Source organism: Microbacterium sp. STF-2 (genome assembly GCF_034650155.1).
Classification (GTDB): Bacteria; Actinomycetota; Actinomycetes; order Actinomycetales; family Microbacteriaceae; genus Microbacterium; species Microbacterium maritypicum_A.
Genome location: NZ_JARKMW010000001.1, coordinates 1,656,301 through 1,681,728 on the forward strand (window position 1 = coordinate 1,656,301; position 25,428 = coordinate 1,681,728).

Below are 25,428 nucleotides of genomic sequence, written 5' to 3' on the forward strand. Positions count from 1 at the left end.
CTGTGTTCCTTTCGATCACATGCCCGCTATATGACATGTGGTGGGGTGAGGTTTTGAGTTGTGGAAGTCGATGCCCGCACGCGGGCGTCGAGCCGCTCAGACCACGAAGGGACCGAGCGGCTCGACACGCGAATCAGACGCGGCGACGCTTCGGCGGACGGCAGCCGTTGTGCGCCTGCGGGGTGACGTCCTGGATCGAACCCACCTCGAGGCCGGCGGCCTGCAGCGAGCGGATCGCGGTCTCGCGGCCGGAGCCCGGACCCTTCACGAGGACGTCGACCTTCTTGACGCCGTGCTCCGCAGCCTGGCGGGCAGCCGACTCGGCGGCCATGCCTGCGGCGTACGGGGTCGACTTGCGGGAGCCCTTGAAGCCCACGCCACCCGACGATGCCCAGGCGATGACGGCGCCGGACGGGTCGGTGATCGAGACGATCGTGTTGTTGAACGTCGACTTGATGTGGGCCTGGCCCAGCGCGATGTTCTTCTTTTCCTTGCGGCGCGGCTTGCGCGCGGCGGCCTTGGGTGCAGCCATGAAAGTGTTCTCCTAGTCCCTGGGGCCGCGCTTAGCGGGCCTTCTTCTTGCCTGCGACGGTGCGCTTCGGGCCCTTGCGGGTACGGGCGTTGGTCTTGGTGCGCTGACCACGGACCGGGAGACCACGACGGTGGCGGATGCCCTCGTAGGAGCCGATCTCGACCTTGCGGCGGATGTCTGCTGCAACCTCGCGGCGCAGGTCACCCTCCACCTTGTAGTTGCCTTCGATGTGGTCGCGGAGGGCGATCAGCTGGTCGTCGCTGAGGTCCTTCACGCGGATGCTCTCGTCGATGTCCGTCGCCTTGAGGATCTCGACCGAGCGGGTACGGCCGACGCCGTAGATGTAGGTAAGGGCGATCACCACGCGCTTGTCGCGCGGGATGTCAACGCCGGCAAGACGTGCCATGCGGTTCTCCTGGGTGTTGTGGAGGTATGGAACAGGATCGGTGCCCGGGCCTCCGCCCCGAGGTGTCCCCCGCTTCCGCGAGTTCTGATCCTGCCGTTGTGTTTTCAGTTGTGAGATGTGCGTGAGCGATGCCGCGCAGCGCGGGCCCGTCGATCAGACCGGCGGGCCCGCCAGGGACTCAGCCCTGGCGCTGCTTGTGACGCGGGTTGCTCTTGCAGATCACCATGACGCGGCCGTGACGGCGGATCACCTTGCAGTGATCGCAGATGGGCTTGACGCTGGGGTTGACCTTCATGATGTTTCCTGTTCGCTGTCTTCGTACCGCCCCGGGCAGGGGCAGGCCGTTACTTCTCGACCGATCAGCGGTAGCGGTAGACGATACGGCCGCGGGTCAGGTCGTAGGGGCTGAGCTCCACGACCACACGGTCCTCGGGGATGATACGGATGTAGTTCTGCCGCATCTTGCCGGAGATCGTTGCAAGGACCTTGTGTCCGTTGCTGAGCTCAACGCGGAACATCGCGTTGGGCAGAGCCTCGGAGATCACGCCCTCGATCTCGATGACACCGTCTTTCTTAGCCATAGCCTCGCTGACGCTTCTGCAGATCGGTCGATCTGCGGTGGGTGATTGGTTTGTGGTGCTGCGCCGCCGGACACGCCGAATCAAGGCACAAAGCACCAAAAATCTATGTTAGACGCTCCGGAGCCATCCGGCAACTTGACGGTCAGGGCCGGGAAGCCGCCGGTTCAGCTGATCAGGTCGGTGAACTTCTTCAGGTCGGCCTGGTCCTGCAGGTTGAGGCGCGTGCCGTTGATGTCCACCGTCGGCGTGCCGGCGATCTCGTGGGACTTCGCCTGCGCCGCACCGAACTTGCGGTACGTCTCGTCGGTGATGCACGAGACCGCGTCATCCGCACCGACCTGTGTCGCGAAGCCGGCCAGCTGGTCGTTCGTCAGACCTGTCGAGTTCTCCTCGGGCTGGTTCTCGAAGAGCGTCTTGGCGAAGTCGAGGTACAGGTCAGGGTTCGACTCGGCGACGCAGAACGCGGCACCTGCCGACCGTGAGGAGTACTCGGTGCCCTGCGAGAAGCGGTCGAGGATCGCGATCGGGTGGTACTCGAGCGTGATGCGGCCGTCGGCAGCCGCGGCTTCGAGCTGAGCACCGAACTGGTCCTCGAAGGTCTTGCAGACCGGGCACTGGAAGTCGACGAACACCGCGATGGTGTCTTCACCGTCGCCGAACGAGACTGCACCGGTCTCGGAGTTGAAGGTGTCGTTGGCCTTCGGCGCCGCGCCGGGCGAGGTCGCCTGGTTGTTGAGGAACACCACGAGTCCACCGATCGCCACCAGCACCACGACGACGGCGATGGAGACGCCGATCGCGAACCAGTTGGTGTTGCTCTTCGCCGCTGCCATTACTTTCCGATCTCTCGAGGCTCGACCCCGAACGGGGCGAGTCCGGCTCTTCCACCATCGGGCGCAGTCAGCACCCAGATACCCCCATCATGCAGGGCGACGCTATGTTCCCAATGGGAGCCGTCCGTACCGTCCACCGTGGTGACGGTCCAGTCGTCCTCCTCGATGAAGGTCGCCTCCCCGCCGGCGGTGACCATCGGCTCGATCGCGAGCACGAGGCCGGGCTTCACGTCTTCACCGCGGTCGGGTGTGCGGTAGTTGAAGACGCTGGGGGCTTCGTGCATCTTGCGACCGATGCCGTGTCCGACGTACTCGCGCAGGATGCCGTAGGGCTCACCGGTAACGGCGGACGGTCCCTGCGCCTCGATGTAGTCCTGGATGGCCGCACCGATCTCGTCGATCGACGACACGGACGCCATGGCGGCGATTCCCGCCCACATCGACCCCTCGGTCACGCGGGAGAGCTCTTCGCGCTGGGCGACGAGCTCCGGGCGCTCCGGGTCGGGCACGACGACCGTGATCGCGCTGTCGCCGTTCCACCCCTGGAACTGCGCACCGCAGTCGACCGACACGATGTCACCCGGCTGGAGCACCCGCTCCCCCGGGATCCCGTGGACGACCTGCTCGTTCACCGAGATGCAGGTCGTGTGGTGGTAGCCGCGCACCAGCTGGAAATTCGACTCGGCGCCGCGGGCGAGGATCGTGCGGTTCGCCACGGTGTCGAGTTCGAGGGTGGTGACGCCGGCCTTGATCAGGGGGCGGACGGCGTCCAGTGCCGCTGCCGTGATCAGCCCGGGCTCCACCATCGCCCGCAGCTGAGCCGGGGTCTTGTAGATCGACCGGCGGAACATCTCAGGAGGCGGAGGCCGCGAGACGCAGACCGCGCGCGGCCAGGGCCTCGGCGATACGCTCGGTGATCTCGTCGAGGGAGCCGACGCCGTCGATACGGTCGACGATGCCCTTGGCCCCGTAGACCTCGAGGATCGGAGCGGTCTCGCGCTCGTAGATGTCGAGGCGGTGGCCGATGGCCTCCGGGGTGTCGTCGGAGCGTCCCTGCTCGGTCGCACGGAGTGTCAGACGCTCCAGACTCTCCTCGCGCGGCACGTCGAGGAGGATGACGGCGTCGAGCGCCTGTCCCCGTTCGGCGAGGAACGACTCGAGGTGGGCGACCTGCGCGGTGTTGCGCGGGTAGCCGTCGAGCAGGAAGCCGTGAGCGGCATCCTCCTGTGACAGGCGGTCGCGCACGATCTCGCTCGTCAGCTCGTCCGGAACGAGGTCGCCCTTGTCGAGGATCGCCGTGACCTGCTGCCCGAGGGGCGTCCCCTCCTTGATGTTCGCCCGGAAGATGTCGCCGGTCGAGACGACCGGGATGCCGTAGGACTCGGCGATGCGCACGCCCTGCGTGCCCTTGCCGGAGCCCTGCGGGCCGACGATGAGAAGACGTGCGGATGCTGTCATCGGAGGAGCCCTTCATAGTGTCGCTGCTGCAGCTGCGCGTCGATCTGCTTGACCGTCTCGAGACCCACACCGACGATGATGAGGATCGAGGCGCCGCCGAACGGGAAGTTCTGGTTGGCGCCGACGGTGGCCAGAGCGATGAGCGGGATGAGCGCGATCAGACCGAGGTACAGGGAGCCGGGGAGCGTGATGCGGGTGAGCACGTAGTCGAGGTACTCGGCCGTCGGGCGGCCCGCGCGGATGCCGGGGATGAAACCGCCGTACTTCTTCATGTTGTCCGCGACCTCGACCGGGTTGAACGTGATCGCCACGTAGAAGTACGTGAACCCGATGATCAGCAGGAAGTACGCGGCCATGTACACCGGGCTGTTGCCCGACGTGAAGTTCGTCGTGATCCAGGTCACCCAGGCGGCCGGAGTCGATCCGTCCTGCGGGGTGTTGAACTGCGCGATGAGTGCCGGGATGTACAGCAGCGACGAGGCGAAGATCACGGGGATCACACCCGCCATGTTCACCTTGATCGGGATGTAGGTGTTCGTGCCGCCGTAGGTGCGTCGACCCACCATGCGCTTGGCGTACTGCACCGGGATGCGTCGCTGGGATTGCTCGACGAACACGACGAGCCCCATCACGATGATTCCGACCAGCAGCACCAGCAGGAAGACCTCGAAGCCCTTGGTCTGCCAGATGAGGCTCATGGCGCCGGGGAACGTGGCGGCGATCGAGGTGAAGATGAGCAGCGACATGCCGTTGCCGATGCCGCGCTCGGTGACGAGCTCGGCGAACCACATGATCAGGCCGGTACCGGCCGTCATCGCCATGATGATGAGCAGCTGCGCCCACCACACATCGTTCGTCAGAAGCTGCTGGCAGGCCGCGAGATCGGTCGTGCCGAAGAGCTGGCCGCTACGGGCCACCGTGACGAGAGTCGTCGACTGGAGCAGCGCGAGGGCGATCGTGAGGTAACGCGTGTACTGGGTCAGACGGGCCTGGCCGGCCTGTCCTTCCTTGTGCAGCGCCTCGAAGTGCGGGATGACCACGCGCAGGAGCTGCGTGATGATCGTCGCGGTGATGTACGGCATGACGCCGAGCGCGAAGATCGACAGCTGCAGCAGCGCGCCGCCGGAGAAGAGGTTGACCAGTCCGAGCAGCCCATCGGTGCCCGCGTTGGCGGCAAGACACTCTTCGACGTTCGGGAAGTTCACGAACGGCGCCGGGACGTTGGAGCCGAGCCGGTAGATCGCGACGATGGCGAGTGTGAAACCGATCTTCCGACGCAGGTCGGGGGTGCGGAAGATCCGCGCGATGGCGCTAAACAAGGACGTTCCTCCTGAAAAGGTTGCCGATTCCCGAAGGACGGCTGAAAGACCAGGGTAACGCAAACCGGGCTTCCCGGAATTCGCCACCGATACCAGGCCCGCCGGATGCGGCCCCAGAGCGAGGTCTCGGAGTGTGAAACCACAAGAGGGGCCGGAGAATCTCCGACCCCTCTTGCTAAGCGGTTACTTGACGGATCCGCCAGCCGCGACGATCTTCTGCTCGGCAGAACCCGAGACCTTGTCGACCGAAACGGTGAGCTTCACGGCGATGTCGCCGTTTCCGAGAACCTTGACCTTCTCGTTCTTGCGAACGGCACCCTTGGCGACCAGGTCGCCGATGGTGACATCGCCACCCTTCGGGTACAGCTCCGCGAGCTTCTCCAGGTTCACGACCTGGTACTCCACGCGGAACGGGTTCTTGAACCCGCGCAGCTTCGGGGTGCGCATGTGCAGCGGCATCTGCCCACCCTCGAAGCCGACGCGAACGGTGTTGCGCGCCTTGGTGCCCTTGGTTCCACGACCAGCGGTCTTACCCTTGGAGCCCTCACCACGGCCGACGCGAGTCTTGGCGGTGTTGGATCCGGGCACGGGACGCAGGTGGTGCACCTTCAGCACGCCGGGGCGGGACGCCGGAGCATCCTTCTTCGGCGCAGCCTTCTTGGCGGCCGGCTTCTTGGCAGCGCCCTCAGCCTTGGCGTCGGCGGCAGCGGTCTTGGCCGGAGCCTTCTTCGCGGCCGGCTTCTTCTCGGCGGCAGCCTTGGGAGCTGCAGCCTTCTTCGTGGCCTTCTCAGCCTCGACGGCCTCGTTCTTCTCAGCCATTAGTCGATCTCCTCAACCTTGACGAGGTGGGCGACGGTCTTGACGTAACCGCGCGTCTGCGCGTCGTCGGGGCGGACGGTGGTGTCACCGATCCGCTTCAGACCGAGGCTGCGCAGCGTGTCACGCTGGTTCTGCTTCTCGCTCACCTTGGACTTGATCTGCGTGACCTTCAGTCGCGCGGCCATCAGGCACCTACCTTCTGTGCGGCGATGGCCTCGGCCTCGGCGCGCACGAGGCGCGCAGGGGCGACCTGGTCGAACTCGAGGCCACGACGCGCGGCGACCGCACGAGGCTCCTCGAGCTGCTTCAGGGCGGTGACCGTCGCGTGCACGATGTTGATCGTGTTCGACGAGCCGAGCGACTTCGACAGCACGTCGTGGATACCGGCGCACTCGAGCACGGCGCGGACCGGACCACCGGCGATGACACCGGTACCGGCAGCGGCCGGACGGAGCAGGACCACACCAGCGGCCGCCTCACCCTGCACGGGGTGCGGGATGGTGCTGCCGACGCGCGGAACGCGGAAGAAGTTGCGCTTGGCCTCTTCGACACCCTTCGAGATCGCCAGAGGGACCTCGCGGGCCTTGCCGTAGCCGACGCCGACCAGACCGTTGCCGTCACCGACGACCACGAGGGCGGTGAAGCTGAAGCGACGACCACCCTTCACGACCTTGGAGACGCGGTTGATGGTGACGACGCGCTCCAGGAACTGGTTGTCGCCACGGTCACGAGAGTTGCGGTCACGGCCGCCACCCTGGTTGCGGTCACGACCGCCGCGGCGGCCATCACGCGAATCGCGAGCCGGCTCAGCCTGCGTGGTGCCGGCAGCCGTCTCGGAAGTGGCAGCAGCCGCTTCGGTCACTTCGTTCTCCTTGTTGTCACTCACAGTGCCAGACCCCCCTCGCGGGCGCCGTCGGCGATGGCGGCGACACGACCGGCGTAGCGGTTGCCGCCACGGTCGAACACTGCCTCGGAAACGCCGGCAGCCTTCGCACGCTCGGCGAGGAGCTCGCCGACCTTGCGGGCCTTGGCGGTCTTGTCACCCTCGAGCGAGCGCAGGTCGGTCTCGAGCGTCGAAGCCGACGCCACGGTGTGACCCTTGCTGTCGTCGACCAGCTGCACGAAGACGTGGCGGGCCGAGCGGTTGACGACGAGACGCGGACGCGCCTCGGTGCCGACGACCTTCTTGCGAAGGCGGGCGTGACGACGCGCGCGGGCGTCAGACTTTGACTTGAGAGCCATGGTTACTTACCACTCTTTCCGGCCTTGCGACGCACGTTCTCGCCGGCGTAGCGCACACCCTTGCCCTTGTACGGCTCGGGCTTGCGGATCTTGCGGATGTTGGCAGCTGCCTCGCCGACAGCCTGCTTGTCGATCCCGCTGACGGTGAGCTTGGTGGTGCCCTCGACCGTGAGCGTGATGCCGGCGGGCGGGTCGATCAGGACCGGGTGCGAGAAGCCGAGGGCGAACTCGACCGAGCTGCCCTTCTGCTGCACGCGGTAACCGGTGCCGACGACCTCGAGACCCTTGGTGTAGCCCTGGGTCACGCCGATGATGTTGTTGTTGATGAGCGTGCGGGTCAGGCCGTGAAGCGACCGCGACTCGCGCTCGTCGTCGGGACGGGAGACCAGAACCTGGTTCTCCTCGACCGCGACCTCGATGGGGCTGGCCACCGTGAGGGTGAGTTCACCCTTGGGGCCCTTCACCGCGACCTCGCGGCCGTCGACCGAAACGGTCACGCCCGCGGGAACGTCGATGGGAAGTCGTCCAATACGCGACATTTCGAATTACCACACGTAGGCGAGAACTTCTCCGCCCACGCCCTTCTGCTCTGCCTGACGGTCGGTGAGAAGACCGGAGGAGGTGGACAGGATCGCCACGCCAAGGCCGCCGAGGACCGTGGGAAGCTCGGTCGACTTCGCGTAGACGCGGAGACCGGGCTTCGAGACGCGCTTGATGCCAGCGATGGAGCGCTCACGGTTGGGACCGTACTTCAGCGTCAGCGTGAGGTTCTGTCCGACGCGGGCGTCAGAGGTCTCCCAGCCGGCGATGTAGCCCTCCTGCTGGAGGATCTGAGCGATGTGCGTCTTGAGCTTGCTCGACGGCAGGGTCACGGAATCGTGGTGCGCCGAGTTCGCGTTGCGCAGACGGGTCAGCAGATCTGCGACCGGGTCTGTCATTGTCATTGTTGATTTCCTTTGTTCATGAGGTTCCGGCTGCCGTTACACGACAGACGGCCTGCGATGACACGCAATTTTCAATTGTACGTGCACATCGACGGGCTCAGTGACACGAGACCACTGAGCCCGTCGAGGGTGTTACGCCTGTGCGTCTTCCGAGCGGAACGGGAATCCGAGGTGACGGAGCAGTGCACGGCCCTCTTCATCCGTCTTCGCGGTGGTGACGACGGTGATGTCGAAACCGCGAACCCGGTCGATCTTGTCCTGATCGATCTCGTGGAACACGCTCTGCTCCTGGAGACCGAAGGTGTAGTTGCCGTTGCCGTCGAACTGCTTGCCCGAGAGACCGCGGAAGTCGCGGATACGGGGCAGTGCGAGCGAGACGAGGCGATCCACGAACTCCCACGCGCGGTCACCACGGAGGGTGACGTGCGCGCCGATGGCCTGACCCTCGCGCAGCTTGAACTGCGCGATGGACTTGCGAGCCTTCGTGACGATCGGCTTCTGGCCGGTGATCTTGGTGAGATCGTCGACCGCGCCATCGATCACCTTGCTGTCGCGAGCTGCCTCGCCGACACCGGTGTTCACGACGACCTTGACCAGTCCGGGGATCTGCATGACGTTCGCGTAACCGAACTCGTCCTGCATCGCCTTCTTGATCTCGGTGTTGTACTTCTGCTTCAGGCGCGGCTGGATCTTGCCAGCCGGCGCGGCAGTGTCGGTGCTCATCAGAGGTCCTTACCGCTCTTCTTCGCGTAGCGCACGCGGACGGTGCGCTTGACGCCGTCCTTGGTCTGCTCCTCGACCCGGTGGCCGACCTTGGTCGGCTTCTTGGTCGAGGGGTCGACGAGTGCGACGTTCGAGATGTGGATGGAGGCTTCGACGGTCTCGATGCCTCCGGTCTTGGTGCCACGCTGCGTCTGGCCGACGCGGGTGTGCTTGGTGACGTAGTTCACGCCTTCGACGATGACGCGGTTCTTGTCGGAAAGGACGTCGAGGACCTTGCCCTGCTTGCCGCGGTCGCCGCCACGCTCCTGCGTGGCACCGGTGATGACCTGAACCAGGTCACCCTTCTTGATCTTCGCCATGATTAGATGACCTCCGGCGCCAGCGAGACGATCTTCATGAACTTCTTGTCGCGAAGCTCACGACCGACCGGCCCGAAGATACGGGTGCCGCGGGGCTCCCCGTCGTTCTTCAGGATCACTGCGGCGTTCTCGTCGAACTTGATGTAGGAGCCGTCCGGACGACGGACCTCCTTCTTGGTGCGGACGATGACCGCCTTGACGACATCGCCCTTCTTGACGTTGCCACCGGGGATCGCGTCCTTGACGGTCGCGACGATGGTGTCGCCGAGTCCCGCGTAACGGCGCTTCGAGCCACCGAGAACGCGGATGGTGAGCAGCTCCTTGGCGCCGGTGTTGTCGGCGACCTTGAGTCGGGATTCCTGCTGGATCACTTGGCCTTCTCCAGAATCTCCACCAGGCGCCAGCGCTTCGTGGCGCTCAGCGGGCGGGTCTCGTTGATCAGGACCAGGTCGCCGATGCCGGCGGAGTTCGCCTCATCGTGCGCCTTGACCTTCGAGGTGCGGCGGATGACCTTGCCGTAAAGCGGGTGCTTCACGCGGTCCTCGACCTCGACCACGATGGTCTTGTCCATCTTGTCGCTGACGACGTAGCCGCGACGTGCCTTGCGGTAACCGCGGGCAGCGGAGTCGCGGACGTCGTGCTCGGACGACTCGTGTCCTGCGGCCTGCGTCTCCACAGTCGCTTCCTTCTTGGTGGCCATCACTCAGCCTCTTCCTTCACGGCGTCGTCGGCGGAGTCCGCCTTCTTCGCCTTCGACTTGGTCGCCTTCTTGGCCGGAGCCTCGACCGGAGCAGGCGTCGCACGGATGCCCAGCTCGCGTTCGCGGATCACGGTGTAGAGGCGCGCGATGTCGCGCTTGACGGCGCGGATGCGGCCGTGGCTCTCCAGCTGGCCGGTGGCCGACTGGAAACGGAGGTTGAACAGCTCCTCCTTGGCCTTGCGCAGCTCCTCGACGAGGCGCTGGTCTTCGAATGTGTCGAGCTCTGCCGGGGCGAGCTCCTTGGTGCCGATCGCCATTACGCGTCGCCCTCCTCGCGCTTGATGATGCGTGCCTTGAGCGGCAGCTTGTGAATTGCACGGGTCAGAGCTTCGCGTGCGAGCTCCTCGTCGACACCCGCGACCTCGAAGAGGACACGGCCCGGCTTGACGTTGGCGACCCACCACTCGGGGGAACCCTTACCGGAACCCATGCGGGTTTCGGCAGGCTTCTTCGTGAGCGGACGGTCGGGGTAGATGTTGATCCACACCTTTCCACCACGCTTGATGTGACGGGTCATCGCGATACGAGCGGACTCGATCTGACGGTTCGTCACGTAAGCGGGCGTGAGGGCCTGGATACCGTACTCGCCGAAGGAGACCTTCGTGCCGCCGGTGGCCTGACCCGAGCGACCCGGGTGGTGCTGCTTGCGGAACTTGACCTTACGGGGGATGAGCATTATGCCGACGCTCCTTCTGCGACAGGTGCCTCGTTGCGCGGGGCACGGCGGCGGTCGCCACCACGGTCGTCACGACGAGCCTTGGGTGCGTTGGCCTGCTCGCGAGCGAGCTCCTTCGCGGTCAGGTCGCCCTTGTAGATCCAGACCTTCACGCCGATGCGGCCGAAGGTGGTCTTCGCCTCGTAGAAGCCGTAGTCGATGTTCGCGCGCAGCGTGTGCAGCGGCACACGACCCTCGCGGTAGAACTCCGAACGGCTCATCTCGGCGCCGCCGAGGCGGCCGGAGACCTGGATGCGGATGCCCTTGGCGCCGGCGCGCTGCGCGCCCTGCAGACCCTTGCGCATCGCACGACGGAACGCCACACGAGCAGAGAGCTGCTCGGCGATGCCCTGTGCGACCAGCTGAGCGTCGGCCTCGGGGTTCTTGACCTCGAGGATGTTCAGCTGGATCTGCTTGCCCGAGAGCTTCTCGAGGTCGCCGCGAATGCGCTCGGCCTCGGCCCCACGACGACCGATCACGATGCCCGGACGGGCGGTGTGGATGTCGACGCGGACGCGGTCACGGGTGCGCTCGATCTCGATGTTCGAGACACCGGCGCGGTCGAGCTGCGTCTTGAGCAGGTTACGGATCTTGATGTCTTCGGCGACGTAGTCGGCGTAGCGCTGACCCGGCTTCGTCGAGTCAGAGAACCAACGCGAGACGTGGTCCGTCGTGATGCCGAGACGGAAGCCGTACGGGTTTACCTTCTGTCCCATTACTTGCTCGCCTTCTTGTTGCTGTCGCCCGTGGCGGCCGGAGCTGCCTCAGGCGTCGAGAGCACGACCGTGATGTGGCTCGTGCGCTTCTTGATCTGGAAAGCGCGACCCTGAGCACGGGGCTGGAAACGCTTGAGCGTGGTGCCCTCGTCGACGTACGCGTTGGCCACGTACAGGTCCTGCTCGTCGAGGAACTCGCCGTCGCGATCCGCCTTCACCTGCGCGTTGGCCATGGCCGACGCGACAAGCTTGTAGATCGGTTCGCTGGCGCTCTGCTGTGCGAACTTGAGGATCGCGAGAGCTTCCTGTGCCTGCTTGCCCTTGATGAGCGCGACGACACGACGAGCCTTCTGAGGGGTCACGCGGATGTGTCGCACGCGTGCGATCGATTCGACCATTAGCGGCGCCGCCCCTTCTTGTCGTCCTTCTCGTGGCCGCGGAAGGTGCGGGTGGGCGCGAACTCGCCCAACTTGTGACCGACCATGGTCTCGGACACGAACACAGGGATGTGCTTGCGTCCGTCGTGGACCGCGATCGTGTGACCCAGCATGGCCGGGATGATCATGGACCTACGGGACCAGGTCTTGATGACGTTCTTGGTGCCGGCTTCGTTCTGCACGACCACCTTGCGAAGCAGGTGATCGTCGACGAAGGGGCCCTTCTTAAGACTGCGAGGCATCTTCTCTTACTCCTACTTACGCTTCTTGCCGGCGTTACGACGACGCACGATGTACTTGTCGCTTTCCTTGTTGGCGTGACGGGTACGACCCTCAGCCTGGCCCCACGGGGAGACGGGGTGACGACCACCGGAGGTCTTACCCTCACCACCACCGTGCGGGTGGTCGACCGGGTTCATCGCGACACCACGCACGGTCGGGCGGACGCCCTTCCAGCGCATGCGGCCGGCCTTACCCCAGTTGATGTTCGACTGCTCGGCGTTGCCGACCTCGCCGATGGTCGCGCGGCAGCGCGCATCGACGTTGCGGATCTCGCCCGAGGGCAGACGCAGCTGGGCGTAGGGGCCGTCCTTGGCGACGAGACGGACGGATGCACCGGCCGAACGTGCCATCTTCGCGCCGCCGCCGGGGCGGAGCTCGATCGCGTGGATGACGGTACCCGTGGGGATGTTCTTCAGCGGGAGGTTGTTGCCGGGCTTGATGTCAGCCCCGGCACCCGACTCGACGATGTCGCCCTGCTTCAGCTTCGCCGGAGCGAGGATGTAGCGCTTCTCACCGTCGAAGTAGTGCAGCAGCGCGATGCGCGCGGTGCGGTTGGGGTCGTACTCGATGTGAGCGACCTTGGCGTTGACGCCGTCCTTGTCGTTACGACGGAAGTCGATGACACGGTACTGGCGCTTGTGGCCACCACCGATGTGACGGGTCGTGATGCGGCCCTGGTTGTTGCGACCACCGGTCTTCGAGAGCGGGCGCAGCAGCGACTTCTCCGGCGTCGATCGAGTGATCTCGGCGAAGTCAGCCACCGACGAGCCGCGACGGCCCGGGGTCGTGGGCTTGTACTTGCGAATAGCCATTATTGTCCTTATCCCCCGGATCAGCCGATTGCCGTGAAGATGTCGATGGTGCCCGACTTCAGGGTGACGATGGCGCGCTTGGTGTCCTTGCGCTTGCCGGTGCCGAAGCGGGTGCGGCGTGCCTTGCCGACGCGGTTGAGGGTGTTGACCCCTGCGACCTTGACGCCGAAGATCTTCTCGATGGCGAGCTTGATCTCGGTCTTCGAAGCGCGCGGGTCGACGAGGAAGGTGTACTTGCCTTCATCGATGAGACCGTAGCTCTTCTCGGACACGACCGGCTTCAGGATGATGTCGCGCGGGTCCTTGTTCAGGGCCGTCTGGAGAACAGATGCCTGCTCGCTCATGCGGAGACCTCCTGGTTGGCGCCGGACTTGGAGGCGATGAAGCCCTCGAGCGCGGCCTGGGTGAAGACGATGTCGTCGGAGACGAGCACGTCGTATGCGTTGAGCTGGTCGAACGTCAGCACGTGCAGGTTCGACAGGTTGCGGATGCTCTTCAGCGTCACGTCGTCGTTGCGCTCGATCACGACGAGCACGTTCTTCGACGAGACGACGTTGGTGAGGAAGTTCACCGCGGTCTTGGTCGAAGGCGTTCCGTCGATCCCGAAGGACTCGATGGCGTGGATGCGGTCACCGCGGAAGCGGTCGCTGAGCGCGCCCAGCAGGGCGGCGGCGATCATCTTCTTGGGGGTGCGCTGCGAGTAGTCGCGCGGCTTGGGGCCGTGCACGATGCCACCACCGGTCATGTGCGGCGCGCGGATCGAACCCTGACGGGCGTTACCCGTGCCCTTCTGCTTGAAGGGCTTGCGACCGGCACCCGAGACCTCGCCACGACGCTTGGTCGAGTGCGTGCCCTGGCGAGCCGCCGCGAGCTGCGCGACGACGACCTGGTGGATGAGCGGGATGTTCGTCTTGGCGTCGAACAGCGCGGCGGGAAGCTCGATCGAGCCTGCCTTCTTGCCGTCTGCCTTGAGGACGTCGAGCGCGAGAGTGGAGTCAGCCATGATCAGGCACCCTTCACTGCGTTGCGGACATAGACGATGCGGCCACGAGCACCGGGGACTGCGCCCTTGACGAGCATGAGTCCCTTCTCGATGTCGATGGAGTGCACCGTGAGGTTGAGGACGGTCACGCGCTCGCCACCCATACGGCCGGCCATGCGCATGCCCTTGAAGACGCGGCTCGGGGTCGACGATGCGCCGATCGAGCCGGGCTTGCGGTGGTTGCGGTGCGAACCGTGCGAAGCCGAGACGCCCTTGAAGTTGTGACGCTTCATGACACCGGCGAAGCCCTTGCCCTTGCTCGTGCCGACGACGTCGACGAGCTGGCCCGCTTCGAAGGTGCCGTCGACCGTGAGCTCCTGGCCCAGGTTGTAGTCGCCGGCGTCCGCGGTGCGGATCTCGGTGACGTGACGACGCGGCGTGACGCCGGCTGCCTCGAAGTGAGCGGAGAGCGGCTTGTTGACCTTGCGGGGGTCGATCTGGCCGTACGCGATCTGCACGGCGTTGTAGCCGTCCTTCTCGGGCGTGCGGACCTGGGTGACCACGTTGGGTGCCAGCTCGATGACGGTGACGGGAACGAGCTTGCCGCTCTCGTTCCACACCTGGGTCATGCCGAGCTTCGTGCCCAACATGCCCTTGGAAACCTTGGAGTTGATGTCAGCCATGTCGAACCTCAGAGCTTGATCTCGATGTTGACATCGGCCGGCAGGTCGAGACGCATCAGCGAGTCGACGGCCTTGGGCGTCGGGTCGACGATGTCGATCAGACGCTTGTGGGTGCGCATCTCGAAGTGCTCGCGGCTGTCCTTGTACTTGTGCGGCGACCGGATGACGCACACGACGTTCTTCTCGGTCGGAAGGGGCACGGGGCCGACGACGGTTGCGCCCGCACGGGTCACGGTGTCGACGATCTTGCGTGCGGACGTGTCGATGACCTCGTGGTCATACGACTTCAGGCGAATGCGGATCTTCTGTCCCGCCATTGTCTGCTCTCTCTCTTTAAGCGTCTTACCGACCGGGACCGGGTGGCCCTGGGGCATTGGACGCACGTCGGCGCTGTTCGCGCCTCGGCACGAGAACGACCCTCGCGAGTCGATCTGCTGCACCACTGTTCTTCTGTCAGCCGGAAGCCGTGAGGCGACCGGATGCCGACCTTCCGCCGCGCACGGCGGAAGCCTTCGTGAAGAAGGGTGTCGGGGGTGTGTTCTGCTACCCGCGGCCTAGAACCCTGCACCGTCCCGGGAGGAGGCGCCGTCTATGCACTGCCCTGGCAGTGATCCGACGCACGCACAGCGGCGACGGAATATCGAACCTGTCTATTCTGCCACGGCTGATTTCACTTGTGCAAACCCGGGCGTGTCGCGGTCCGTCGAACGCGACTCCAGACGGTGCGTGAACAGGTCAGAGTGCGGGAGATAGCGGGGCGAGGCATCCCCATGCCTCGCCCCGCTTGGGGAGGGCGTTCAGTGCGAGGGGGCACACCGAACGCGAGTAGCCCGGCGTGAAGGGACGCCGAACTCCTCGACCGAGGGCGCGGCGGAAGACCCGCCGCGCAGGCGGGGTGACGCTCAGGCGCAATGAGTGCGCGCGTCGCACGATGATCCCCAAGATCGCATATCCCCAGTTTGTACGCGGAACTCCGCGTGCTTCGGGAAACCGAACCCCTTCGGCTCCCCCGACCGCAAGATCCCCAGGCGGTCGAGACGATCCTACTGGATACAACCGTGAATGCGCCACATCCGACGACATTCCGGCACGGACGCTGCCCCTCCAGCACGCACGAGCGGCGACCCACAGGTGGTGGATCGCCGCTCGGGGCTTGCGGTCTTTCTTACTCGTTGCCGACGGCCTTGTCAGCGCCGTCGCGGATCTCATCGATCTTGTCCGCGGCACCGGGGGCGATCTTCTTGGCGAAGTCCGCGACGCCGTCGAGCACCTTGTCGCTGATGTCCTCGGCCTGCTCGCTCTTGACGGCCTCGGCGATCTTGTCCTTGTTCTGCTCGTACAGATCCTTGCCCTTGTTCACGGCGTCTTCGATGCCCATGTGATTCCCCTTCTGAAGGTGTGCCGCCGACCGATCGAGCCGACCACACTCATTGTGCATGTCCACCCCGGCAAACGGAACCCTCGCGTCCCGGGTCGACGACAGCACCGCGCCCCACAGGGCGGCATCGACGACAAAGGGGCCGGACCCGAAGGTCCGACCCCTTTGCGAGGAAGCAGATGCTTACTTGATGATCTTCGTGACCGTACCGGCGCCGACGGTGCGTCCACCCTCACGGATGGCGAAGCCGAGGCCCTCCTCCATGGCGATCGGCTGGATCAGCTCGACCGTCATGTCGGTGGTGTCGCCGGGCATGACCATCTCGGTGCCCTCGGGCAGCGAGATGACGCCGGTGACGTCGGTGGTGCGGAAGTAGAACTGCGGGCGGTAGTTCGTGTAGAACGGGTTGTGACGGCCACCCTCGTCCTTGGACAGGATGTACGCAGTGCCCTCGAAGTCGGTGTGCGGCGTGACCGAACCCGGCTTGACGATGACCTGACCGCGCTCGACGTCCTCACGCTTGGTGCCGCGGAGCAGCAGACCACAGTTCTCGCCGGCCCAGGCCTCGTCGAGCTGCTTGTGGAACATCTCGATACCCGTGACCGTGGTCTTGACGGTCGGACGGAGTCCGACGATCTCGACCTCGGAGTTGATGGCCAGCGTGCCACGCTCGGCGCGACCCGTGACGACGGTTCCACGACCGGTGATCGTGAAGACGTCCTCGACGGGCATCAGGAACGGCTTGTCACGGTCACGCTCCGGGTCCGGAACGCTGTCGTCGACAGCCTGCATCAGGTCCAGGATCGCCTGGGTCCACTTCTCGTCGCCCTCGAGGGCCTTGAGAGCGGAGACGCGGACGACAGGAGCGTCCTCGTCGAAGCCCTGGCCGGCGAGCAGCTCGCGGACCTCGAGCTCGACGAGCTCCAGGATCTCCTCGTCGTCGACCATGTCGGACTTGTTCAGCGCGACCAGCAGGTACGGAACGCCGACCTGCTTGGCGAGCAGCACGTGCTCACGCGTCTGAGCCATGGGGCCGTCGGTGGCGGCGACCACGAGGATCGCGCCGTCCATCTGAGCCGCACCGGTGATCATGTTCTTGACGTAGTCGGCGTGGCCGGGAGCGTCAACGTGCGCGTAGTGGCGCTTCGGGGTCTCGTACTCGATGTGCGAGATGTTGATGGTGATACCACGCTGGCGCTCTTCCGGCGCCGAGTCGATGGAAGCGAAGTCACGCTGCACGTTGGTGTCGGACGGGTACTTGTCAGCAAGCACCTTCGAGATCGCTGCGGAGAGCGTGGTCTTGCCGTGGTCGACGTGACCGATCGTTCCGATGTTGACGTGCGGCTTGGTCCGCTCGAACTTGGCCTTAGCCACTGGGTCCTCCTCAGGACGTCGTTGTAGAGGTGACCGGGCACTGGTTTGCGACCGGTTCTCTACGGGTTAGGTTCTCAGTTTAGTAGAGAGGGAATGTGAAGTTGTAGGTGTCCTGGGAGCCGGACCGGGGCCCGGCTCCCAGAAGGACGATTACTCGCCCTTGGTCTTCTGGACGATCTCGTCGGCCACTGCGCGGGGAACCTCAGCGTAGCTGTGGAACTCCATCGAGTAGACGGCGCGGCCCGAGGTCTTCGAGCGCAGGTCGCCGATGTAGCCGAACATCTCGGACAGCGGGACCTGAGCGCGGACGACCTTGACGCCTGCGGCGTCTTCCATCGACTGGATCTGGCCACGACGCGAGTTCAGGTCGCCGATGACGTCGCCCATGTACTCCTCGGGAGTACGGACCTCGACGGCCATCAGCGGCTCGAGCAGCACGGGGTTGGCACGACGAGCGGCCTCCTTGAAGCCCATGGAGCCCGCGATCTTGAACGCCATCTCCGAGGAGTCGACGTCGTGCGCTGCACCATCGACGATGGTCGCCTTGACGCCGACCATCGGGTAGCCCGCGAGCACGCCGACGTTCATCGCGTCCTGGAAACCGGCGTCGATCGAGCCGATGTACTCACGAGGGATGCGACCACCGGTGACGGCGTTCACGAACTCGTAGGTCTTCTCGGAGTCGAGGTCGAGCGGCTCGATGGTGAACTGGATCTTTGCGAACTGTCCAGAACCACCGGTCTGCTTCTTGTGCGTGTAGTCGTGCTTCTCGACGGTCTTGCGGATCGTCTCGCGGTACGCCACCTGCGGCTTGCCGACGTTGGCCTCGACGTTGAACTCGCGCTTCATGCGGTCCACGAGGATGTCGAGGTGCAGCTCGCCCATGCCCTTGATGGTCGTCTGACCGGTCTCGGGGTTGAGCTCCGTGCGGAAGGTCGGGTCCTCTTCAGCGAGCTTCTGGATGGCGACACCCAGCTTCTCCTGGTCGGCCTTGGTCTTCGGCTCGATCGCGACCTCGATGACGGGCTCGGGGAACGTCATCGACTCGAGGACGACCGGAGCCGTCGGGTCGGTGAGGGTGTCACCCGTGGTGGTGTCCTTGAGGCCGATGACCGCGTAGATGTTTCCGGCGGTGACCGAGGGAACCGGGATCTCCTTGTTGGCGTGCATCTGGAAGATCTTCCCGATGCGCTCCTTCTTGTTCTTGGTCGAGTTGACGACCGCAGAACCGGAGTCCAGGTGACCCGAGTAGACGCGCACGTAGGTGAGGCGACCGAAGAACGGGTGCACGGCGACCTTGAACGCGAGGGCGGCGAACGGGTCATTGGCGTCGGGGTGACGCTCGATGATCGTGTCGTAGTCCTTCGGGTCGTGCGCCTCGATCGAGCCCACGTCGAGCGGGTTCGGGAGGTAGTCGACGACCGCATCGAGCATCGGCTGGACGCCGCGGTTCTTGAACGCGGAACCGCAGAGCACCGGGTAGATCTCGCTGGCGACGGTCAGCTTGCGGATCGCGCCCTTGATCTCGGCGACCGTGAGCTCCTCGCCACCGAAGAACTTCTCGAGCAGCGCGTCGTCGGTCTCGGCGACGGTCTCGAGGAGCTGCTGGCGGTACTCCGCTGCCTTCTCCTTGAGGTCCTCCGGGATCTCCTGGATCTCGTAGGAGGCGCCCATGGTGACATCACCCTTGGCGTCTCCGGCCCAGACCAGTGCACGCATCTCGATCAGGTCGACGACGCCGATGAAGTCGCTCTCCGCGCCGATGGGCAGCTGGATCACGAGCGGCTTGGCGCCGAGGCGGTTGATGATGGTGTCGACAGTGAAGTAGAAGTCGGCGCCGAGCTTGTCCATCTTGTTGACGAAGCAGATGCGCGGGACGTTGTACTTGTCGGCCTGACGCCAGACGGTCTCGGACTGGGGCTCGACGCCCTCCTTGCCGTCGAACACGGCCACCGCACCGTCGAGCACGCGGAGCGAGCGCTCCACCTCGACCGTGAAGTCCACGTGGCCGGGGGTGTCGATGATGTTGATCTGGTTCTTGTTCCAGTAGCAGGTCACGGCGGCAGACGTGATCGTGATGCCGCGCTCCTTCTCCTGCTCCATCCAGTCGGTGGTCGAAGCGCCATCGTGCGTCTCACCGAGCTTGTGGTTGACGCCCGTGTAGAACAGGATGCGCTCGGTCGTCGTGGTCTTGCCGGCATCGATGTGCGCCATGATGCCGATGTTGCGGACCTTGCTCAGGTCCGTGAGCACGTCTTGTGCCACAGGAGTGTCCTTATCTTTTCGAGCAGTCGTACTGCGAAGAGGGGGTGCCCGCCCCGCGGCGAGTGGCCGAGGGGCGGGCGAAGCTGTTTACCAGCGGTAGTGAGCGAACGCGCGGTTCGACTCGGCCATCTTGTGCGTGTCCTCGCGGCGCTTGACCGCGGCACCCAGGCCGTTGGATGCGTCGAGGATCTCGTTCTGCAGACGCTCGGTCATCGTCTTCTCACGACGGCCCTTCGCGTAGCTCACGAGCCAGCGCAGAGCGAGCGTGTTGGCGCGGTGAGGCTTGACCTCGACCGGCACCTGGTAGGTCGAGCCACCGACGCGGCGGCTGCGGACCTCGAGGGTCGGGCGCACGTTGTCGAGCGCCTTCTTCAGCGTGGCGACGGCGTCCTGACCGTTCTTCGCCTCGACGCCGCGGAGGGCGCCGTAGACGATCGACTCGGCCAGCGACTTCTTGCCGTCGACGAGGATCTTGTTCACCAGCGAGGTGACGATGGGTGCGCCGTATACCGGGTCGTTGACGACGGGGCGCTTCGGGGCGGGTCCCTTACGAGGCATCTAACTCAACCCTTCTTCGCGCCGTAGCGGGAACGAGCCTGCTTACGGTTCTTGACTGCCTGGGTGTCCAGGGCGCCACGGACGATCTTGTAACGCACACCGGGGAGGTCCTTGACACGACCGCCACGCACGAGCACGAGCGAGTGCTCCTGCAGGTTGTGACCCTCACCGGGGATGTACGCGGTGACCTCGGTGCCGTTGCGGAGCTTCACACGAGCGACCTTGCGCATCGCCGAGTTCGGCTTCTTCGGGGTGGTGGTGTAGACGCGGGTGCAGACCCCGGCCTGCTGCGGGTTCGACTTGAGCGCCGGCGCCTTGGTCTTGGTGACCTTGGGCGAGCGACCCTTGCGAACCAACTGCTGAATGGTTGGCACGTTCTCTCCTCATAGTGCTGCACGGTGACAGCGTGATGGGTTTCACATCATGACCCACCGGCACGCCGGAACCGACGAGCTTTTGGTGTGATGGGTATGCCGTGGGGGCGGACCGGCATGGTGCCGGCGCCCAGCGCACACGCGGAGGCGTGCACACACCTGATCAAGTGTAATGCCGCGTAACGTAGCGGTCAAATGAGCGCAACTCCGGCCGCGCGGCCCGAGTGCAGGATCAGGGCAGATCGGGATCGAACGGCGAGTCCAGCGATTCGGTCAGCTCAGCCAGCAGTGCCTCGATCTGCGGTTCGACGTGCTGAGAGATCGCGGCCTGGATGTGTATGCGATGACGCAACAGGATCCCGCAGATCTCGCGGCCGACCATGTTGGCGTACTCGTCGGCGAGGGCGACCTCCTGACGGAGGGCGATCTTCGCCTCCTCCGTGAGCGGGGGCAGTGCGGGCAGCGCGGCGGCGGATTCGTCTGCGAGCCCCGCGATCGTGAACAGGAACGGTGCTCCGGGCACCGGATCCGGATCGAGGGGCAGCCCGTCGAACTCGGGATCGAGGTCCTCGGCCGGGCGGTAGCTGCGGGCGCGGTTCCGCGCGGCCTGCTGATCCAGCTCGCGCTGCAGCATCGGCAGATTCCGCGCCGTGTACTCCGCGACGGCGTGATCGACGATGGTCTTGATACGCGTCGAGAGGCCGTGCTGCACGCCGTGCGGCACGTTGGCACCGATACCGGCTGCGGAGAGGATCGGCGATCCGAGGCACCGGCGGCATGGCGCGACGCGACCACGATGGGTTGCCGGCTCCCAGCGCGGCACCCAGCGCAACCATGCCTCCACGGCCTGGTCCACCTGCGTCTCCAACGAGCGCTCCACCCCACCAGAGTACGGCGCGTCGCCCGTCACCGTCGCGATTTCCCGGTCCCGGCGGGGCGCGGAGGGAGGATCGCTCGGACGTCATTCCTCTTCGTCGCGCTCCCACGGCCAACGCGGATGCTCGGCGCGCGTGCGACGCAGCGCGATCCCACCCCATCCGGCGATCAGGCCCGCCAGCACGAGGACGGCGCTCGCGCCGCCTCGCACGAGACCGCCGGCGACCGCTGTCGCGAGCACGATGCTCCCGGCGCCGATGAGGACGGCGACCCATACCGCGACCAGATGGACGAGGCCGGCGACCAGCGCGATCGCGATCGTGGCGACATACGACGGATGCGGTCGACGCAGAGTGGACCACAGCACGAGCGCGAACGAGACGACCGCCGCGATCATGCCGACCACGCCAGGGGTCTGGCCGAGATCGGGGACCGCGATGATGTCCGTGTCGGTGGCGATGCTCACGGCGCCGAGCCCGAACACCGCGAGCGCGAAGAAGCTGATGGTGGCGAGCACCACCGCCAGGATGGCCGAAACCCCCGCGGACTCGGGTCCCCGGGGGTTCGGCGTGGTGGAGTTCGTGATTACCTCGACAGCGTCGGGCCGGCCTCGAGCGTGCGCTCGTACTCGCGCTGCGCCTCGGCATTCAGCTCGGTCTTGCGAGCACCGCTTCGGGCGACCCAGGCACCGAACCAGATGGTCAGCTCGCGGGCGAACACGAAGGCCGCGATCGCGAGCGGGGCGAGCATCTGCTGCCCGACGAGGTCGAGTCCCTGGCTGGCGCTGAGCTTCCAGAACGGAGCTTCGAAGAGCTGCCCGAGGATGTGGCCCCCATACGCGATGACGCCGACGATGAGGCCGAAGACGACCCAGAGGCCCCAGCGTCCACGGTTGATGACCGCACCCAGCAGCCAGAATCCGAGGAAGAACACGACGACGGGCGTCCAGAACCCCCATGTCATCAGGGGTGCGATCGCGGTCTGGCCGATGTTCTCGCCGGTCACATCTCCGGCGATGGCACCGAGTCCGAGCGCAGCCCCCAGGTAGAGCACCGCGAAGACGAGTGTCGCCAGGAGTCCGATGGCTCCCGCGGTGCCGCGGTTGCCGCGGTCACGGGGCGGTTCGGGCGCCTGGACGAAGATGGGCTGCGGCTGTGCGGCGGCAGCGGCGACAAGCGGCTCCGACGGGACGACGCGCGTCTCGACCTCATCGCCGTACTGGGCGTACGCCGCACCGGCCATCCCCGACTGCTCGTGGCCGAACGGGACGGGCTCGCCCACGACGGGCTCGGGGTAGAACGAGGTGGTCTCGGCGTCGGCCTGAGCCCTGACCTCGTCGGCGTAGTCGCGCGACGGAGCGACCGGAGCAGGCGTCACGGCCGGCGGCGGGGAGGCGAACGTACCGGGGTGATCACGCTCGGCCTCCTCGAAAGCGGCGAGGTCGGGGTCGACCGGCGCTGCGACGGGCTTCTGATCGATGCCGTCGTTCACGCCGTCGTTGTTGCCGGGAACGTCAGCACCCGCAGCCGCAGCGGCGTCCAGGCCTTCGTTCGCACTGCCGACGACGTCGTCAACGTCAGCCGGCTTCTCGGGCTGGGGAACGTTGGGGTCACTCATGGGGTGCGCCTCTCATCGGATACGTGCACTGCGAGGGTACCTCCGCGCGAACGACCGCTTGCGGAGGCGTGCCGACGTGTCGTCATACGCGGAGACGCGTCGTCATCCGCGAGGACCGGTCGTCGTGACGCGGGTTCAGGGGAGCGCGCCGCGCAGCGCATCGCCCGCGAACTGCGCGAGCACGGGGACCATCGGCAGGGACAGCCACACGAGAGCCCCGATGATGCCGACGCACACGATCCCGGCGAACCAGCTCATCCCGAGGTTGCGTCCCCCCACCCGTGCCATGGCTCCACGCTACGGCCGAAGCCCCGACAGGCTGCGGAGCAACGCCGATATCCGGCAACGGCAGCGCCTGTCATCCTGCGGTGCGCCCGCGAAGTCGCCACAGCAGCCACAGCCCCGAGAGGGGGACGAGGAGGAACCCGAGGAGGATGAGGACGTGCCACTTCCCCACGCCGGGGACGAGGGGGTTGACGGCGGCAACCTCCGGGGGCGTCCCGGTCCCCGAGGAGCTGCTTCCCGTCTCCGACGAGGCGAGGGCCGTCAGCGTCGAGACCGTGAGGAACGAGATGCCGGTGACGACGAACGGCACGACGATAGCGATCGCCTTCTCCCAGGCCCTCCAGAGTGCACTCGCGCTCACGAGCGCGGCGCCGACGAACCAGCCGACCACGGGCACCACGATCCCTCCGAAGCTCAACGTGAGCGCCGCAGCGATCGCGAACCCTCTCGTAGATGTCGCGGGCGGACGGGGTGTGGGCGCTGCGGCGATCATGGGAGCACCGACGATCGTCGCCGAGGGCACCTCCGCCTGGGCTTCATCCGCGATCACGACCGGATCGCCGAGATGCGCGATGCGCGCCGCCGTCGCTTCGGCGTCGAGTCCCTGCAGCTCTTCGAGGATGCCGGCACGGATGTCGCTCGCGACACCGTGCGGCAGGTTGCGCATGGCCTCGTCGAGCCGCGCGAGGTAATCCGCACGGAGGTCGTCTGCGGTGAGCTCTGTCATGGTCGTCCCTCTCCGACGATGCCCGTGACGACACGGGCGAATGGTGTCCACTGCGCACGGAACCGCTCGAGCTGATCGGTCCCGCTGGCGGTGAGCCGGTAGTACTTGCGCACCGGACCGCTTCCGGAGGGCTGGTCGAAGGTGGTGACCCAGCCGTTGTCCTTCAGCCGCCCGAGCAGCGGGTACAGCGTCCCGATACTGGCGATCAATCCCGCGCCGGTGAGTGCGTCGGCCAGCTGCCAGCCGTACATCGGCTCACGCGCGAGCAGACCGAGCACGCAGTACTCGACCACGCCCTTGCGCATCTGGGCGCCGACGTCCGCTGTCATGCATGACAAGGTAGCATGCGAGACAAGTGAGCGGGAAGCGCCGGGGAGAGGAGGACCCGGGGAGGGACGGCGGTCGCCACCGAAGGGACGACCGCCCGTGCCGTCAGCCCTTCGTCGCGCCTGCCGTCAGCCCGCCCACGATGTACTTCTGCAGGAAGAGGAACAGGATCATCACCGGGATCGCGGCCATCACGGCGCCGGCCGAGAACGCGGACCAGTCTGCATACCGCGGGTTGGCGACGAGCTTGGTGAGTCCGACGACCAGCGTCTGCTGATCCACGTCGACGAGCATGACACTCGCGATCACGTACTCGTTCACGGTGCCGATGAACGACAGCAGACCGACCACTGCGAGGATGGGGGCGACCAGACGCAGGATGATCGTGAAGAAGATGCGCGCATGACCGGCGCCGTCGATCCGGGCCGCCTCGTCGATCTCCTTCGGAATGGTGTTGAAGAAGCCGTACATCAGGTAGGTGTTCACGCCGAGCGCTCCACCGAGGTACACCAGGATCAGCCCGGTGTGCGTGTTGAGCCCGATGGCGGGGAACCAGTCCCCCAGCGTCGACATGAGCAGGAAGATCGCGACCACGGCGAGCAGCTGCGGGAACATCTGCACGACGACGATCGTGACGAGACCGACCCGTCGTCCGGCGAACCGCATGCGCGAGAAGGCATATGCGGCGCAGGCGCCGATGAAGACGGTGACCGCGCCGGTGACGACGGCGATCAGCAGCGTGTTGAGGAACCAGGTGCCGTACGGGTTCTGCGGGTCGCTCAGGATGCGCACGTAGCTGTCGATACCGATCGCGGAGAAGAGCTGGTTCGAGCCCGTCAGCGTCCCCTTCGGGTTCAGCGAAGCGGAGACGACGTAGAGCAGCGGGAACAGGGCGAAGGCGCTCACGACGATCGCGACGAGGTGTCGCCATCCGGTGTCGGCGAACCACGCGCCGAAGCTGCGGCGCCGCGGAGCGAGGCTCTGCAGGTCGTCGGTGGAGCGAGTGTCGGCGGATCGCCCGGTGGTGGGGCTGTGGGTGCTCAT

Annotated in this window: 40 protein-coding genes; all 40 read right to left on the minus strand. The window is 65.8% G+C overall.

What is annotated here, in order from left to right:
* Window positions 1-133: 133 nt before the first annotated feature.
* Window positions 134-532 (minus strand): 30S ribosomal protein S11, encoded by a 399-nt coding sequence (gene rpsK, locus MicroSTF_RS07890; RefSeq protein ID WP_017829189.1) that lies wholly within the window; start codon window positions 530-532, stop codon window positions 134-136.
* A 31-nt stretch (window positions 533-563) separates the two neighbouring features.
* The gene (gene rpsM / locus MicroSTF_RS07895) at window positions 564-938 is read right to left on the minus strand and encodes a 30S ribosomal protein S13 (protein ID WP_017201568.1); all 375 of its coding nucleotides are present in this window, start codon (window positions 936-938) and stop codon (window positions 564-566) included.
* A 178-nt stretch (window positions 939-1,116) separates the two neighbouring features.
* On the minus strand, window positions 1,117-1,233 hold the full coding sequence (gene rpmJ, locus MicroSTF_RS07900; RefSeq protein WP_005050492.1) for a 50S ribosomal protein L36: 117 nt from the start codon (window positions 1,231-1,233) through the stop codon (window positions 1,117-1,119).
* A 64-nt stretch (window positions 1,234-1,297) separates the two neighbouring features.
* Entirely contained in the window at window positions 1,298-1,519 is a 222-nt protein-coding gene (infA, locus tag MicroSTF_RS07905; RefSeq protein ID WP_017201569.1) for a translation initiation factor IF-1, read from the minus strand.
* A gap of 164 nt (window positions 1,520-1,683) precedes the next feature.
* Window positions 1,684-2,352 carry a DsbA family protein gene (locus MicroSTF_RS07910; RefSeq protein ID WP_021201112.1) on the minus strand — a complete coding sequence of 223 codons (669 nt, stop codon included), beginning with the start codon at window positions 2,350-2,352 and terminating at the stop codon, window positions 1,684-1,686.
* On the minus strand, window positions 2,352-3,203 hold the full coding sequence (map, locus tag MicroSTF_RS07915; protein WP_029258207.1) for a type I methionyl aminopeptidase: 852 nt from the start codon (window positions 3,201-3,203) through the stop codon (window positions 2,352-2,354). The genes MicroSTF_RS07910 and map overlap by 1 nt, the downstream gene beginning before the upstream one ends.
* A 1-nt stretch (window position 3,204) precedes the next feature.
* Window positions 3,205-3,810: an adenylate kinase gene (locus MicroSTF_RS07920; protein ID WP_021201114.1), complete on the minus strand. Its 606-nt coding sequence runs from the start codon at window positions 3,808-3,810 to the stop codon at window positions 3,205-3,207.
* Entirely contained in the window at window positions 3,807-5,129 is a 1,323-nt protein-coding gene (gene secY, locus MicroSTF_RS07925; RefSeq protein ID WP_021201115.1) for a preprotein translocase subunit SecY, read from the minus strand. The genes MicroSTF_RS07920 and secY overlap by 4 nt, the downstream gene beginning before the upstream one ends.
* 183 nt (window positions 5,130-5,312) lie before the next feature.
* A complete protein-coding gene (gene rplO / locus MicroSTF_RS07930; RefSeq protein WP_021201116.1) occupies window positions 5,313-5,948 on the minus strand; it encodes a 50S ribosomal protein L15 in 636 nt (211 codons plus the stop codon).
* The gene (rpmD, locus tag MicroSTF_RS07935; protein ID WP_017201575.1) at window positions 5,948-6,133 is read right to left on the minus strand and encodes a 50S ribosomal protein L30; all 186 of its coding nucleotides are present in this window, start codon (window positions 6,131-6,133) and stop codon (window positions 5,948-5,950) included. The genes rplO and rpmD overlap by 1 nt, the downstream gene beginning before the upstream one ends.
* A complete protein-coding gene (rpsE, locus tag MicroSTF_RS07940; RefSeq protein ID WP_017829196.1) occupies window positions 6,133-6,810 on the minus strand; it encodes a 30S ribosomal protein S5 in 678 nt (225 codons plus the stop codon). The genes rpmD and rpsE overlap by 1 nt, the downstream gene beginning before the upstream one ends.
* 20 nt (window positions 6,811-6,830) lie before the next feature.
* Window positions 6,831-7,190: a 50S ribosomal protein L18 gene (rplR, locus tag MicroSTF_RS07945; protein ID WP_017201578.1), complete on the minus strand. Its 360-nt coding sequence runs from the start codon at window positions 7,188-7,190 to the stop codon at window positions 6,831-6,833.
* 2 nt (window positions 7,191-7,192) lie between these two features.
* Entirely contained in the window at window positions 7,193-7,729 is a 537-nt protein-coding gene (gene rplF / locus MicroSTF_RS07950) for a 50S ribosomal protein L6 (RefSeq protein WP_017829197.1), read from the minus strand.
* 6 nt (window positions 7,730-7,735) lie between these two features.
* Window positions 7,736-8,134: a 30S ribosomal protein S8 gene (gene rpsH, locus MicroSTF_RS07955; protein WP_021201117.1), complete on the minus strand. Its 399-nt coding sequence runs from the start codon at window positions 8,132-8,134 to the stop codon at window positions 7,736-7,738.
* 132 nt (window positions 8,135-8,266) lie between these two features.
* Window positions 8,267-8,857: a 50S ribosomal protein L5 gene (rplE, locus tag MicroSTF_RS07960; RefSeq protein ID WP_021201118.1), complete on the minus strand. Its 591-nt coding sequence runs from the start codon at window positions 8,855-8,857 to the stop codon at window positions 8,267-8,269.
* Window positions 8,857-9,216 carry a 50S ribosomal protein L24 gene (gene rplX / locus MicroSTF_RS07965; RefSeq protein ID WP_021201119.1) on the minus strand — a complete coding sequence of 120 codons (360 nt, stop codon included), beginning with the start codon at window positions 9,214-9,216 and terminating at the stop codon, window positions 8,857-8,859. The genes rplE and rplX overlap by 1 nt, the downstream gene beginning before the upstream one ends.
* 2 nt (window positions 9,217-9,218) lie before the next feature.
* Window positions 9,219-9,587, minus strand: coding sequence for a 50S ribosomal protein L14 (gene rplN / locus MicroSTF_RS07970; protein ID WP_017201583.1), 369 nt, complete (start codon window positions 9,585-9,587; stop codon window positions 9,219-9,221).
* Window positions 9,584-9,916 carry a 30S ribosomal protein S17 gene (gene rpsQ / locus MicroSTF_RS07975; protein WP_021201120.1) on the minus strand — a complete coding sequence of 111 codons (333 nt, stop codon included), beginning with the start codon at window positions 9,914-9,916 and terminating at the stop codon, window positions 9,584-9,586. Before rpsQ ends, rplN begins: the two co-directional genes overlap by 4 nt.
* On the minus strand, window positions 9,916-10,233 hold the full coding sequence (rpmC, locus tag MicroSTF_RS07980) for a 50S ribosomal protein L29 (RefSeq protein WP_017829202.1): 318 nt from the start codon (window positions 10,231-10,233) through the stop codon (window positions 9,916-9,918). Before rpmC ends, rpsQ begins: the two co-directional genes overlap by 1 nt.
* Window positions 10,233-10,652, minus strand: coding sequence for a 50S ribosomal protein L16 (gene rplP / locus MicroSTF_RS07985; RefSeq protein WP_017829203.1), 420 nt, complete (start codon window positions 10,650-10,652; stop codon window positions 10,233-10,235). Before rplP ends, rpmC begins: the two co-directional genes overlap by 1 nt.
* Complete coding sequence (gene rpsC, locus MicroSTF_RS07990) at window positions 10,652-11,407, minus strand: 30S ribosomal protein S3 (RefSeq protein WP_017201587.1); 756 nt, start codon at window positions 11,405-11,407, stop codon at window positions 10,652-10,654. The genes rplP and rpsC overlap by 1 nt, the downstream gene beginning before the upstream one ends.
* Window positions 11,407-11,805: a 50S ribosomal protein L22 gene (rplV, locus tag MicroSTF_RS07995; RefSeq protein WP_021201121.1), complete on the minus strand. Its 399-nt coding sequence runs from the start codon at window positions 11,803-11,805 to the stop codon at window positions 11,407-11,409. Before rplV ends, rpsC begins: the two co-directional genes overlap by 1 nt.
* On the minus strand, window positions 11,805-12,086 hold the full coding sequence (gene rpsS / locus MicroSTF_RS08000; RefSeq protein WP_017829205.1) for a 30S ribosomal protein S19: 282 nt from the start codon (window positions 12,084-12,086) through the stop codon (window positions 11,805-11,807). The genes rplV and rpsS overlap by 1 nt, the downstream gene beginning before the upstream one ends.
* A 12-nt stretch (window positions 12,087-12,098) precedes the next feature.
* Window positions 12,099-12,938 (minus strand): 50S ribosomal protein L2, encoded by an 840-nt coding sequence (gene rplB, locus MicroSTF_RS08005; protein WP_017201590.1) that lies wholly within the window; start codon window positions 12,936-12,938, stop codon window positions 12,099-12,101.
* A 20-nt stretch (window positions 12,939-12,958) separates the two neighbouring features.
* On the minus strand, window positions 12,959-13,282 hold the full coding sequence (gene rplW / locus MicroSTF_RS08010; protein ID WP_017829206.1) for a 50S ribosomal protein L23: 324 nt from the start codon (window positions 13,280-13,282) through the stop codon (window positions 12,959-12,961).
* On the minus strand, window positions 13,279-13,941 hold the full coding sequence (rplD, locus tag MicroSTF_RS08015) for a 50S ribosomal protein L4 (protein ID WP_021201122.1): 663 nt from the start codon (window positions 13,939-13,941) through the stop codon (window positions 13,279-13,281). Before rplD ends, rplW begins: the two co-directional genes overlap by 4 nt.
* A gap of 2 nt (window positions 13,942-13,943) precedes the next feature.
* The gene (gene rplC / locus MicroSTF_RS08020; protein WP_021201123.1) at window positions 13,944-14,603 is read right to left on the minus strand and encodes a 50S ribosomal protein L3; all 660 of its coding nucleotides are present in this window, start codon (window positions 14,601-14,603) and stop codon (window positions 13,944-13,946) included.
* An 8-nt stretch (window positions 14,604-14,611) separates the two neighbouring features.
* Window positions 14,612-14,920 carry a 30S ribosomal protein S10 gene (gene rpsJ / locus MicroSTF_RS08025; protein ID WP_017201594.1) on the minus strand — a complete coding sequence of 103 codons (309 nt, stop codon included), beginning with the start codon at window positions 14,918-14,920 and terminating at the stop codon, window positions 14,612-14,614.
* A gap of 848 nt (window positions 14,921-15,768) precedes the next feature.
* A complete protein-coding gene (locus MicroSTF_RS08030) occupies window positions 15,769-15,981 on the minus strand; it encodes a hypothetical protein (protein WP_021201124.1) in 213 nt (70 codons plus the stop codon).
* A gap of 183 nt (window positions 15,982-16,164) precedes the next feature.
* Window positions 16,165-17,355: an elongation factor Tu gene (gene tuf, locus MicroSTF_RS08035; RefSeq protein WP_017829210.1), complete on the minus strand. Its 1,191-nt coding sequence runs from the start codon at window positions 17,353-17,355 to the stop codon at window positions 16,165-16,167.
* Window positions 17,356-17,505: 150 nt separating this feature from the next.
* On the minus strand, window positions 17,506-19,620 hold the full coding sequence (fusA, locus tag MicroSTF_RS08040) for an elongation factor G (RefSeq protein ID WP_021201125.1): 2,115 nt from the start codon (window positions 19,618-19,620) through the stop codon (window positions 17,506-17,508).
* Window positions 19,621-19,707: 87 nt separating this feature from the next.
* Window positions 19,708-20,178, minus strand: a complete 471-nt coding sequence (rpsG, locus tag MicroSTF_RS08045; RefSeq protein ID WP_017201608.1) for a 30S ribosomal protein S7 — start codon at window positions 20,176-20,178, stop codon at window positions 19,708-19,710.
* Window positions 20,179-20,183: 5 nt separating this feature from the next.
* Complete coding sequence (gene rpsL, locus MicroSTF_RS08050; RefSeq protein ID WP_017201609.1) at window positions 20,184-20,552, minus strand: 30S ribosomal protein S12; 369 nt, start codon at window positions 20,550-20,552, stop codon at window positions 20,184-20,186.
* A 232-nt stretch (window positions 20,553-20,784) separates the two neighbouring features.
* On the minus strand, window positions 20,785-21,432 hold the full coding sequence (locus MicroSTF_RS08055) for a hypothetical protein (protein WP_029258210.1): 648 nt from the start codon (window positions 21,430-21,432) through the stop codon (window positions 20,785-20,787).
* Between the two features lie 81 nt (window positions 21,433-21,513).
* Entirely contained in the window at window positions 21,514-21,945 is a 432-nt protein-coding gene (locus tag MicroSTF_RS08060) for a hypothetical protein (protein ID WP_297555756.1), read from the minus strand.
* Between the two features lie 68 nt (window positions 21,946-22,013).
* On the minus strand, window positions 22,014-23,045 hold the full coding sequence (locus MicroSTF_RS08065; protein ID WP_322954847.1) for an ABC transporter: 1,032 nt from the start codon (window positions 23,043-23,045) through the stop codon (window positions 22,014-22,016).
* Window positions 23,046-23,180: 135 nt separating this feature from the next.
* Window positions 23,181-23,333, minus strand: a complete 153-nt coding sequence (locus MicroSTF_RS08070; protein ID WP_315069599.1) for a hypothetical protein — start codon at window positions 23,331-23,333, stop codon at window positions 23,181-23,183.
* Between the two features lie 70 nt (window positions 23,334-23,403).
* Complete coding sequence (locus tag MicroSTF_RS08075) at window positions 23,404-24,057, minus strand: HAAS signaling domain-containing protein (RefSeq protein WP_322954849.1); 654 nt, start codon at window positions 24,055-24,057, stop codon at window positions 23,404-23,406.
* Window positions 24,054-24,386: a PadR family transcriptional regulator gene (locus MicroSTF_RS08080; RefSeq protein WP_036271430.1), complete on the minus strand. Its 333-nt coding sequence runs from the start codon at window positions 24,384-24,386 to the stop codon at window positions 24,054-24,056. The genes MicroSTF_RS08075 and MicroSTF_RS08080 overlap by 4 nt, the downstream gene beginning before the upstream one ends.
* Before the next feature lie 103 nt (window positions 24,387-24,489).
* The gene (locus MicroSTF_RS08085) at window positions 24,490-25,428 is read right to left on the minus strand and encodes a sugar ABC transporter permease (protein ID WP_029258214.1); all 939 of its coding nucleotides are present in this window, start codon (window positions 25,426-25,428) and stop codon (window positions 24,490-24,492) included.

What these genes read in the sequence shown, in the direction of transcription:
- rplO (WP_021201116.1), bottom strand. Translation starts at nt 5,948, where the DNA reads ATGGCTGAGAAGAACGAGGCCGTCGAGGCTGAGAAGGCCACGAAGAAG.
- rpsS (WP_017829205.1), bottom strand. Translation starts at nt 12,086, where the DNA reads ATGCCTCGCAGTCTTAAGAAGGGCCCCTTCGTCGACGATCACCTGCTT.
- rplW (WP_017829206.1), bottom strand. Translation starts at nt 13,282, where the DNA reads ATGAGCGAGCAGGCATCTGTTCTCCAGACGGCCCTGAACAAGGACCCG.
- rplV (WP_021201121.1), bottom strand. Translation starts at nt 11,805, where the DNA reads ATGGTCGAATCGATCGCACGCGTGCGACACATCCGCGTGACCCCTCAG.
- rpsQ (WP_021201120.1), bottom strand. Translation starts at nt 9,916, where the DNA reads ATGGCCACCAAGAAGGAAGCGACTGTGGAGACGCAGGCCGCAGGACAC.
- rpsG (WP_017201608.1), bottom strand. Translation starts at nt 20,178, where the DNA reads ATGCCTCGTAAGGGACCCGCCCCGAAGCGCCCCGTCGTCAACGACCCG.
- MicroSTF_RS08030 (WP_021201124.1), bottom strand. Translation starts at nt 15,981, where the DNA reads ATGGGCATCGAAGACGCCGTGAACAAGGGCAAGGATCTGTACGAGCAG.
- rplD (WP_021201122.1), bottom strand. Translation starts at nt 13,941, where the DNA reads ATGGCTGACTCCACTCTCGCGCTCGACGTCCTCAAGGCAGACGGCAAG.
- rpmC (WP_017829202.1), bottom strand. Translation starts at nt 10,233, where the DNA reads ATGGCGATCGGCACCAAGGAGCTCGCCCCGGCAGAGCTCGACACATTC.
- map (WP_029258207.1), bottom strand. Translation starts at nt 3,203, where the DNA reads ATGTTCCGCCGGTCGATCTACAAGACCCCGGCTCAGCTGCGGGCGATG.
- MicroSTF_RS07910 (WP_021201112.1), bottom strand. Translation starts at nt 2,352, where the DNA reads ATGGCAGCGGCGAAGAGCAACACCAACTGGTTCGCGATCGGCGTCTCC.
- MicroSTF_RS08070 (WP_315069599.1), bottom strand. Translation starts at nt 23,333, where the DNA reads ATGGCACGGGTGGGGGGACGCAACCTCGGGATGAGCTGGTTCGCCGGG.
- rpmJ (WP_005050492.1), bottom strand. Translation starts at nt 1,233, where the DNA reads ATGAAGGTCAACCCCAGCGTCAAGCCCATCTGCGATCACTGCAAGGTG.
- rpmD (WP_017201575.1), bottom strand. Translation starts at nt 6,133, where the DNA reads ATGGCCGCGCGACTGAAGGTCACGCAGATCAAGTCCAAGGTGAGCGAG.
- rplC (WP_021201123.1), bottom strand. Translation starts at nt 14,603, where the DNA reads ATGGCTGACATCAACTCCAAGGTTTCCAAGGGCATGTTGGGCACGAAG.
- MicroSTF_RS08065 (WP_322954847.1), bottom strand. Translation starts at nt 23,045, where the DNA reads ATGAGTGACCCCAACGTTCCCCAGCCCGAGAAGCCGGCTGACGTTGAC.
- rplF (WP_017829197.1), bottom strand. Translation starts at nt 7,729, where the DNA reads ATGTCGCGTATTGGACGACTTCCCATCGACGTTCCCGCGGGCGTGACC.
- rpsM (WP_017201568.1), bottom strand. Translation starts at nt 938, where the DNA reads ATGGCACGTCTTGCCGGCGTTGACATCCCGCGCGACAAGCGCGTGGTG.
- rplE (WP_021201118.1), bottom strand. Translation starts at nt 8,857, where the DNA reads ATGAGCACCGACACTGCCGCGCCGGCTGGCAAGATCCAGCCGCGCCTG.
- rpsJ (WP_017201594.1), bottom strand. Translation starts at nt 14,920, where the DNA reads ATGGCGGGACAGAAGATCCGCATTCGCCTGAAGTCGTATGACCACGAG.
- MicroSTF_RS08075 (WP_322954849.1), bottom strand. Translation starts at nt 24,057, where the DNA reads ATGACAGAGCTCACCGCAGACGACCTCCGTGCGGATTACCTCGCGCGG.
- rplR (WP_017201578.1), bottom strand. Translation starts at nt 7,190, where the DNA reads ATGGCTCTCAAGTCAAAGTCTGACGCCCGCGCGCGTCGTCACGCCCGC.
- rplX (WP_021201119.1), bottom strand. Translation starts at nt 9,216, where the DNA reads ATGGCGAAGATCAAGAAGGGTGACCTGGTTCAGGTCATCACCGGTGCC.
- MicroSTF_RS08085 (WP_029258214.1), bottom strand. Translation starts at nt 25,428, where the DNA reads ATGAGCACCCACAGCCCCACCACCGGGCGATCCGCCGACACTCGCTCC.
- rplP (WP_017829203.1), bottom strand. Translation starts at nt 10,652, where the DNA reads ATGCTCATCCCCCGTAAGGTCAAGTTCCGCAAGCAGCACCACCCGGGT.
- rplB (WP_017201590.1), bottom strand. Translation starts at nt 12,938, where the DNA reads ATGGCTATTCGCAAGTACAAGCCCACGACCCCGGGCCGTCGCGGCTCG.
- MicroSTF_RS07920 (WP_021201114.1), bottom strand. Translation starts at nt 3,810, where the DNA reads ATGACAGCATCCGCACGTCTTCTCATCGTCGGCCCGCAGGGCTCCGGC.
- MicroSTF_RS08080 (WP_036271430.1), bottom strand. Translation starts at nt 24,386, where the DNA reads ATGACAGCGGACGTCGGCGCCCAGATGCGCAAGGGCGTGGTCGAGTAC.
- rpsK (WP_017829189.1), bottom strand. Translation starts at nt 532, where the DNA reads ATGGCTGCACCCAAGGCCGCCGCGCGCAAGCCGCGCCGCAAGGAAAAG.
- rpsH (WP_021201117.1), bottom strand. Translation starts at nt 8,134, where the DNA reads ATGACAATGACAGACCCGGTCGCAGATCTGCTGACCCGTCTGCGCAAC.
- rpsC (WP_017201587.1), bottom strand. Translation starts at nt 11,407, where the DNA reads ATGGGACAGAAGGTAAACCCGTACGGCTTCCGTCTCGGCATCACGACG.
- infA (WP_017201569.1), bottom strand. Translation starts at nt 1,519, where the DNA reads ATGGCTAAGAAAGACGGTGTCATCGAGATCGAGGGCGTGATCTCCGAG.